This is a genomic window from Eggerthella sp. (genome assembly GCF_048329335.1).
GTDB classification, from domain to species: domain Bacteria; phylum Actinomycetota; class Coriobacteriia; order Coriobacteriales; family Eggerthellaceae; genus Eggerthella; species Eggerthella lenta.
Genome location: NZ_DBFEGU010000394.1, coordinates 1 through 7,972 on the forward strand (window position 1 = coordinate 1; position 7,972 = coordinate 7,972).

Consider the following 7,972-nt stretch of genomic DNA (forward strand, 5'->3'; position numbering starts at 1 on the left):
GCAGTTTCCTTCCCGGAACGCGACCGGGGTGCCGCCCGGCATCCGAAGATGCCGGGCGTCGTGCGGTTAGTACATCAGGACCACTGGGTAGCCCAGCTGGTAGATCAGCACGCGAAACATCACGGAGGTGGCCAGCGCGCCGATGGCGGCGACGACCATGAGCGTCTTGGAGGCGCCCACCTTCTTCTTCGCCACGAAGGCGCAGGCCGCAGCCACGATCACGGAGACGATGGAGCCCCAGAACATGGGCGCTCCCGCGCCGGACACCATGACGGTCATCAGGCTGTCGACGTGCGTGGGGGCCGTGGTCATCGATGTCGGGTCGGCGTAGTAGCCGAATTGCGCGATCTTCGCCATGGCGCAGGCGATGACGAACACCACGTCGGCCACGATCTGCACGAGGGCCGCGATGAACGTCAGCTGGATGCCCGTCGCCTCGACGGCCTCGTCCTTCTTCAGGATGGAGATCAGCCAGACGGCCGCGGCGCCCAGGAGGCACGCGTTGCCCAGATAGAACGCCACGAGCGCCAGGCCCCACGCGGGACGGGCCGGCATGAGGTAGGAGTGCGCGGTGGCGACCATCATGAGCACGGCAACCGCGAGGGTCGCCCAGGCCAGCGCCTTGGGAACGGGCTTGCCGCCTCGAAGGACCACGAACCATGCGACGATGACGATGGCCAGCGCCACGCATCCGATGAGCTCCTGGGTGATGCCCGACGTGATGTGCCCGAAGCCGTTGAAGATGCGCTCCCAGTGCTCGAGGTGCAGGAAGGCTCCGATGCCGCCTACCACCAGCGAGACGGCGGACGTGATGAGCGCGGTCATCTGCAGGTTCCTGCCCTGGCCCTTGAGCGCCAGGATGGACATGCCGCCCAGCGTGCCGCAGGTCAAGCATACGAACAGCGTGAAGATGACGAGAGGCCACTGCGTTTCCATTACTCATCACCTCCTTCCCAGTGATGGTCGCGTAGGATGTAGGAGTACGACGGCTTGTTGCCCACGTCGGGCAGCTTGTGCACGTCGGCGTCGGTGAACGGCTCCAGGAACTCCACCATCTTGCGGCGCTTGCCCAGCGGGTCCTCGGAGCCCTCGAACGACTCGTAGCCGGCCTCGGTGTCGCCGATCCAGCGGGCGTTGCCGCCGCACTGGCTGACGCACTGGGGCAGCTCGCCCTGCGACAGCTTCTGCTCGCACAGCGTGCACTTCTCGACGACCTTCTCCTCCTCGTTGAGGTAGCGGACGCCGTAGGGGCAGGCCATGACGCAGAACTGGCAGCCGATGCACTTCTCCTTGTCGATCTGGATGGAGCCGTCCTCGGCCACGTGCGACGCCTCGGTGGGGCACACCTTCACGCACTCGGGGTTCTCGCAGTGCTGGCAGCTGATGGGCAGGAAGTACATGTACACGTCGGGGTACTGCCCTGATCCGCCCGGGATGGGGTTCGGCCCCACGCGCACCACTTTGTTCCAGTAGCTGCCGATGGGCACGTTGTTGACCGCCTTGCAGGCGACCGAGCACGCCAGGCAGCCCACGCACCGGTTGAGGTCGGTGATGATAGCCTTCGTCATGGTTTACTCCCTCCCTTCGTAGGTAGGCAGCCATTCCTTCAGACGGGGGTCGTCGGAGGTATGGATGATGGGCGTGCCGGTGGAGTCGCACGGCACGGGGTTGTTGAACGGCGAGTTCTCGGGCGTGGCCTTGTAGATCTTCACCTGGTAGGCGCGCAGGTTGGATGTGCCGGAGTGCGGATCCTGGGCGTAGTGGTCGATCAGCTGGTTCACCTGGGAGAACTGCCAGCCGTGGCCGGCGTCCTTCACCTCGGGGTACCACCACGTGTGCTCGAGGTTGATGACGTCTTCCTTCACGCCGTAGTACAGGTCGGCCACTTCGCGGATCTTGCCCCATTCGGTTTCGATCCACACCCAGTCGCCCTGCTCGATGCCGTACTCGGCGGCCGTCTTCGGGTTGATCTCCACGCGCGGCACGGGCCACAGCTCGCGGCACCAGGGCAGCTGACGATGCTCGGAGTGGAAGTACACCGGGATGCGACGGCCGGTGGTGGCGGTCAGCGGGTACTCCTTGATGCGGTCGCCGTCCTTCGGGCCGTGAGGCGGCTCGGTGTAGGTGGGAAGCCTCCACTCGGGATGGTCGGGATGGTGCGATTCCATGACGGTGGACCAGATCTCCTGCTTCATCGTCGGGGTGAACCAGCCCGGCTTCCAGTCGCCGATGCCCTTGCCGGCCGTGTAGTCGAGGCGGCCCCACACGCGGTCGCGTGCGCGCATCGCGCCGGTCTGGTAGCGGCGGTACGTGCCCCAGTTGCGCGGCTCGATGTCCTTCGCCTGCCACCAGCCGTGCTCCTGGAAGGCCTTGACGTACTCGTCCCACGTCTTGTACTTGGGCGTGACCTCGGCCATCGGAACGCCGTGGCGCTCGAACGTGGGCTTGCCGTTCTCGACGTGCCACGTGGTGTAGGTCAGCTCGTCGTCGGTGAGCAGCTTGATGGAGTCGTCCAGCTGCCAGTTGATGTCGGGCCACTCGTTGCCCGGCTCGTCGGTCCACTTCCAGTTCATGCGGCGGGCGAGGTCCATGACGATCTCGGGATCGTACTTGGCTTCCGCGGGCGGCTGCACGCACTTGACCGTGGCGCCCATGGCGCCGGCGGAACCTTGGCTGGCGCGCGGCGAGTTGAGCTCGATCCAATGGGCCACCGGCAGGATGATGTCGGCGGTGTCGTTCTGCGGCGTGTGCCACAGGTTGAGGTCCACGTAGAAGTCAAGCGAGCACAGGGCCTCCCAGGCGCGCGTGGTGTTCGTCTGGCTCATGAAGTTGCCGGACTCGTTCCAGAGGGCGCGCACCGGGTAGGGGTCGCCCGTGATGACGGCGTCCCACAGCGAATGGCTGTCGCACCAGTACTGCCACCAGCCCAGAAGCGGGAACTTGTCGATGCCGATCTGCTTGCGGTTGACTTCCTCCGGCGGGGTGGTGGCGCCGGGGGCCCAGGCGCTGAAGCCCTGGAGGTCGCCGTCGATGGGGACGATGGTCGGGCCGCGGTTGCCGCCCGGGGTGTCCATGTTGCCGGTGATGCCCACGAGGTTGTCGAAGGCGCTGCAGTTCTGGATGGCGCTGCAGAAGTGCTCGACCGCCAGCATGTACTGGATGCCGCCGTTGCCGTAGCCGGTGGACGGGTCGATGCGCGTGCCGTAGGCCGTGGCCGCCGCCTCGATCTCGGAGGCGGGGATGCCGGTGATCTCGGCCGCCACCTCGGGCTTGTACTCGGCGGCGCGGGCCTTGTAGTGCTCCCACACCGGCTTGACCTTCACGGTCTTGCCGTCCTTCAGCGTGATCTCGAACTCGCCTTCCAGCGCGGGGTCGATGGCGGGGTCGAACGGCATGGGATCGGGCAGCCAGCCCTGCGTCTGGCCCGGCAGCAGGTTGTCCTGCGCGGCCTCGCGGCCTTGGCGCGCCTTCTCGGAGTCGTAGTTCTCGCCCTCCCAGAAGCCGCCGGTCTCGTCGATGACGCCTTCCTGGTCGGCGTTGAACCAGGTGAACGCGCCGTACTCGTGCTCGACGCCCTCGGCCTTCAGCTTCTCCCAGTTGTTGTCGTACACGAGGAACTTATAGGGGCTGCCGCCCTCCTTGATGTCGCTTTCCTTGAGCAGCGCGGTTTTCACGTCCCAGTAGGAACCGTCGGTGCGCACGGTGGGGAAGCCGGAGGGCTCCATGTCCTCGCACACGAGGAACGGGGCGTTCGTCCACTTCTTCACGTACAGCTCGTCGTAGAGCTTCTTCTCGATGATGACGTTCGTCCAGGCCAGGGCCAGGGCGCCGTCGGTGCCGGGGCGCAGGTGCTGCCAGTAGTCGGCTTCCTTGCCCATGTTGGCCATGCGGGGGTCGACGCTGATGTGCACGTCGGCGCGCGATGCCACGTCCACCGTGGTGCGGCAGGAGTCGTCGTAGTTGGACAGCTCGGACGCGCCGCCCCACTGCACGTACACTTTCGGGCGCGTGATGGTTTCCATCCACGACATGGCGAACTGCGACACCATGGTGGTGGCGAAGTGGCGCGGGCCCTTGCAGATCTGCCAGGCCTCAACGTTGTTCGGCGTTTCCAGCATGTTCTTCAGGATGGACTCCGAGTGCATGCACCAGATGCGCGACGTGCCCACCTGGCAGGCGATGGCCTCGCCGCCGTGCTTCGCCTTGATGTCCATGAAGTTGTCCACGATGGACTGCATGGCCTCGTCCCACGAGATGCGCTGCCAGCCGGGCTCCTCGCCCTTCGGGTTCGTGCGCTTCATGGGATAGTGCAGACGGTCGGGGTGGTACGCCGCCTGGATGGACGACTGCGACTTCGTGCAGCAGTTGCCCATGGACTGGAACGCTCCCTCGTCGCCCTCGACGCGTATGGCCCGCCCGTTCTGGACGATGACCTTGACGCCGCACTCCATCTTGCCGCAGCCGCGGCAGCACGTTTTCACGGCCACGGTGTCGTTGCCGGACACGCTGCTGTACGTCTCTTCGGCCAGCGCGGTGTGCGTCGAAGCGCCGAACGCCGCGGCTGCCGCACCGGTGATGGCGGCGGTCTTGACGAACGTGCGTCGTGACATGGTCAGGTTACCCATACTCCTCCTCCTTCTTTCTCCTCGTTCTCGTCTTGCTCGTCTTCGTTCGGGCGATCGGGGAGGGGGGCTTCCGGGCGAAGCCTCGGGCTCCGGACCGGTGCAAAGTCCCCGTGTCGCTTGGGTTGACCATACGGATGCGAGGGGATGCAGAGCATCGTTCAAAGGTTGGAAAGCGGGTTCGACCGCATCATAAATTCTTATGATCTTGTGATCATGAAAAAATCGATGACGATTTGAACTGGAAAAACATCAAACGAAGGTCATAAACTATTCTGAAACTAGAATAACTTCCTCAAAGAGGGATGCTCATCTTTTCCGTATAATCGAACCCGTCGACAGAGGGGTCGGCGCGAGCGACGTTCCGTACGGGCTCACAGGGGGTGGGGCATGGAAAAGCTTCGGAGTGCATGGGATACTGCGTTGGGGACGAGCCTTTCCCTCACGCGCATCGCGGGTGCGGCCTTGCAATGGCTTTGGATGCTCATGATGTTCTACAGCATCGTGCCGTACGGCTTCTCGTCGGACGTGCGCGGCTCGCTGTACGTCAGCCTGATCATATCGCTGGTGGCCATGGTGGTGACCATGCTGTTCGTCTCCGTCATCGTGCGGCGCGAGCGGGTGAGCGGCAACCGCTCCATCGTGCTGGGATCGGCCATCATGATGAGCGCGGGCAGCGTGCTCACGCCGTTCTCCGATCCTACCACGCCCGTCGGCATGCTGGTGCTGGGCCTGAGCGCGGTCATGACCGGCACGGGCTCGGCCGTGCTGTTCTTGTGCTGGATCGAGCTCGAGTCGGGGCTGGGAGGCCGCTTGGCGCTTGTGGAGCTTGCCTCGTCGCTGTGCATCGCGTTCGTCGTGGGGTTCTTGCTGATCGTAGGGCCGGCGATACCCGTCATCGTGCTCATCGTTGTCATGCCCGTGCTTTCGGCGGCAGCTCTCAGGCGCAGCGCGCCCGATACGCCGCAGCTGCCGCGCGAGCCCGAGCAGCCTTTGTCGCGCCATACGGCGACCCTGTTCGCGAAGGCGCTTCTGGGCGCGGTGCTCATCGGCATGTTGATGGGGTTCTTCGACGTGGTGTCGGGGTTCAAAACCTACGAGGTGCAGGACATCTTCGGCACGTACCTGTTTCTGGCGGGCTTCATCGGAGCGTTGGCCGTCTGCCTGATAGCCGTGTTCCTGCAGCGCGACAGCGTGTTCTTCTCGTACCGCGTCTCCATGCCGATGCTGTGCTTGGGGTGCTTGTCCACGCCGTTTATGGCCGACAACAACACGTATTCGAGCGCGCTTATCTTCGGCGGCTACCACTGCTTCGTGCTGGTGCTGTGCGTGGTGTGCATCGACGTGGCGTCCAGCTTCCGTGTGAGCCCGGCGCGGACGATCGGCCTGGGGTTCGTGGCGCTGTACGGCGGCGAGACTGCAGGCCAGCTGTTCGCCCATTCGCTGGAGGCGACCGGGGTCAGCATGTTCGACCTTACGCTGGTCACGCTGGTGGCCGTGTCGCTGCTGTTCATCGCGCATTTGTTCCTGTTCACGGAGACCGACCTCATCAAAATCGGCATCGGCGAGGTCAGCCTGATGGGCACGGTGCCCGAAGAGGCCGCCGACGACCCGGCCGACCCGGTGGATCCGTGTGCGCTGATCGCGGAGCGCTTCGCCCTGTCGCCGCGCGAGACCGATGTGCTTCCGCTGCTGCTGGAGGGGCGCACCATCTCGCGCATCCAGGAGACGCTGTTCATCTCGGCGGGTACGGTGAGCACGCACATCCGCCACATCTACCAGAAGACGGGCGTGGACAACCGCCAAGAGCTCATCGACCTGGCCCACGAGACGGCCGCGCAGGACGAGGCGGTCTGAGGCGATGGAGACGGCGTATCTGCACGAGTTCGCGAAGGTGGCCGAGTGCGGCAGCTTCACGGCGGCTGCGCGCGAGCTGCATCTGACGCAGTCGACGCTGAGCAAGCACGTGGCCTTGTTGGAGCGCGAATTCGGGGCCGACCTGTTCGTACGCGACCGCAGCGGCGTGAGCCTGACCGAGGCGGGCGGCGTGCTGTACGCGCAGGCGCGGCAGATGGAGAAGCTGCTGCGCGCCACCGAGCTGCTGGTGCGCGCGGCGCGCGACGGGCAGGCTGCGGGCTCGACTGCCGGTGTCGCGGCGGGCGAGGGTGCTGTCGACGGCTCGCCCGCGGCCGCGGGGGACATGGCGCTGCGCTGCAAGTGCCGGCTCGCGGCCGAGCGCTGCGGGCTCGACCGGCGCGAGCTGGGCGCGCTCATCCTGTACGTGGAGGAGCACGGCTTCGAGACGATCCAGGGCGAGCTGGCGCTGACGCGCGACGAGGTGGCCGACGTGCTGGGCAGCGTGTACCGCAAGCTGGGCGTGGGCGACAAGCAGGAGGCGCTCGATTTCATCCATTCCGTTTCGGAATGATGGTAGACGCGCCCGCGGCGGTTGGGCATACTGCGTAGAAGTGAAAGCGCTATGAAGCTGGGGGGCTTCGAGCAAAGGGCTTCATCCGAAGAATGGATGGAGACCGAATATGAGTGCTTGTACTGCTGCGTCCGTCGAAGACGCGGCGAACAATCTTCTTGAGGAACTGAATAGCGGCGCGAAGTGCTTGTGCGTGGAGCACGATGCGTCCGACGACGTTGCGCCGGCGTTGCTGCGCGCGGCTCGCGCTCGCGTCGAGGCGGGGTCGAACGTGCGCGTCGTGTGCGCCGACGCCGTTGCAGCCGCGCGCTTTCGGGCGCTTGCGGCCGACGATCCGCTGCTGGGCGCGCTCGACGTGGTGTCGGTGCGCGAGCTGGCCCTCTCGATTCTGGGCGATGCGCGGGTCGGCGACGCCGTGGGACGCGACGCGCGCGTGCTGGACGAGAACGAGCTGGCCGTGCTCATGGAGGACGTGAAGGTGAGCGGCCTCAAGCCGGGCCGGCTGCGCGAGATGCTCAAGTTCTTCTACAAGAGCATCAGCGACTGCGCCGACGATGACGAGCGCTGGCTGATCACCGCCGAAGAGCAGACCGTGCACGCCATCCTCACCGAGAACCTGGAGGCGCGCCGCGCGCTGCTGCCGTGCGAGGTTTCGTCGCTGGCGTATCGCGGCCTTGTGAAAGCCGAGGTCGAGCGCGAGCCGCTGACGCTGGTGGCAGACGACTTTGGGTCGCTCAGCAAGGCGTCGCAGCGCCTCGTGCGCCATCTGGCGACGGACGGCCTCGTGGCGGCCGGCCGCACGCTGGCCTCGTCCAGCTCCGAGGAGCCGTACCCGTGCTTCGACGGGTTCCGCGCGCTTGCCGACGAGGCCGACTGCCTGGTGACGCTGGCGTGCGAGCGGCCGGCCGCGGCGCGCGAGTCC

At 65.8% G+C, this 7,972-nt stretch carries 5 protein-coding genes and 1 pseudogene; 3 read left to right on the plus strand and 3 right to left on the minus strand.

The window, feature by feature from the left end; translation table 11 throughout:
- Nucleotides 1-66: 66 nt before the first annotated feature.
- From ACMO6A_RS12330 to ACMO6A_RS12340, 3 genes are read right to left on the minus strand one after another with little or no spacing between them, the layout of a single operon-like run.
- A complete protein-coding gene (locus ACMO6A_RS12330; protein ID WP_015759998.1) occupies nt 67-936 on the minus strand; it encodes a dimethyl sulfoxide reductase anchor subunit family protein in 870 nt (289 codons plus the stop codon).
- Nucleotides 936-1,568: a 4Fe-4S dicluster domain-containing protein gene (locus ACMO6A_RS12335; protein WP_009306099.1), complete on the minus strand. Its 633-nt coding sequence runs from the start codon at nt 1,566-1,568 to the stop codon at nt 936-938. The genes ACMO6A_RS12330 and ACMO6A_RS12335 overlap by 1 nt, the downstream gene beginning before the upstream one ends.
- Before the next feature lie 3 nt (nt 1,569-1,571).
- Nucleotides 1,572-4,625, minus strand: coding sequence for a molybdopterin-containing oxidoreductase family protein (locus ACMO6A_RS12340; RefSeq protein ID WP_015759999.1), 3,054 nt, complete (start codon nt 4,623-4,625; stop codon nt 1,572-1,574).
- A 387-nt stretch (nt 4,626-5,012) separates the two neighbouring features.
- On the opposite strand from ACMO6A_RS12340, the gene ACMO6A_RS12345 reads away from it, so the two are divergent.
- From ACMO6A_RS12345 to ACMO6A_RS12355, 3 genes and pseudogenes are all read left to right on the plus strand, one after another.
- Nucleotides 5,013-6,479: a response regulator transcription factor gene (locus ACMO6A_RS12345; protein ID WP_086414987.1), complete on the plus strand. Its 1,467-nt coding sequence runs from the start codon at nt 5,013-5,015 to the stop codon at nt 6,477-6,479.
- 4 nt (nt 6,480-6,483) lie between these two features.
- Nucleotides 6,484-7,050 (plus strand): LysR family transcriptional regulator, encoded by a 567-nt coding sequence (locus tag ACMO6A_RS12350; protein ID WP_009608208.1) that lies wholly within the window; start codon nt 6,484-6,486, stop codon nt 7,048-7,050.
- 109 nt (nt 7,051-7,159) lie between these two features.
- Nucleotides 7,160-7,972: pseudogene (locus ACMO6A_RS12355) on the plus strand (hypothetical protein); the annotation flags it as partial.

Excerpts from the sequence above, each read along its gene's own strand:
- ACMO6A_RS12335 (WP_009306099.1), bottom strand. The coding sequence starts at position 1,568 with ATGACGAAGGCTATCATCACCGACCTCAACCGGTGCGTGGGCTGCCTG.
- ACMO6A_RS12350 (WP_009608208.1), top strand. The coding sequence starts at position 6,484 with ATGGAGACGGCGTATCTGCACGAGTTCGCGAAGGTGGCCGAGTGCGGC.
- ACMO6A_RS12340 (WP_015759999.1), bottom strand. The coding sequence starts at position 4,625 with ATGGGTAACCTGACCATGTCACGACGCACGTTCGTCAAGACCGCCGCC.
- ACMO6A_RS12330 (WP_015759998.1), bottom strand. The coding sequence starts at position 936 with ATGGAAACGCAGTGGCCTCTCGTCATCTTCACGCTGTTCGTATGCTTG.
- ACMO6A_RS12345 (WP_086414987.1), top strand. The coding sequence starts at position 5,013 with ATGGAAAAGCTTCGGAGTGCATGGGATACTGCGTTGGGGACGAGCCTT.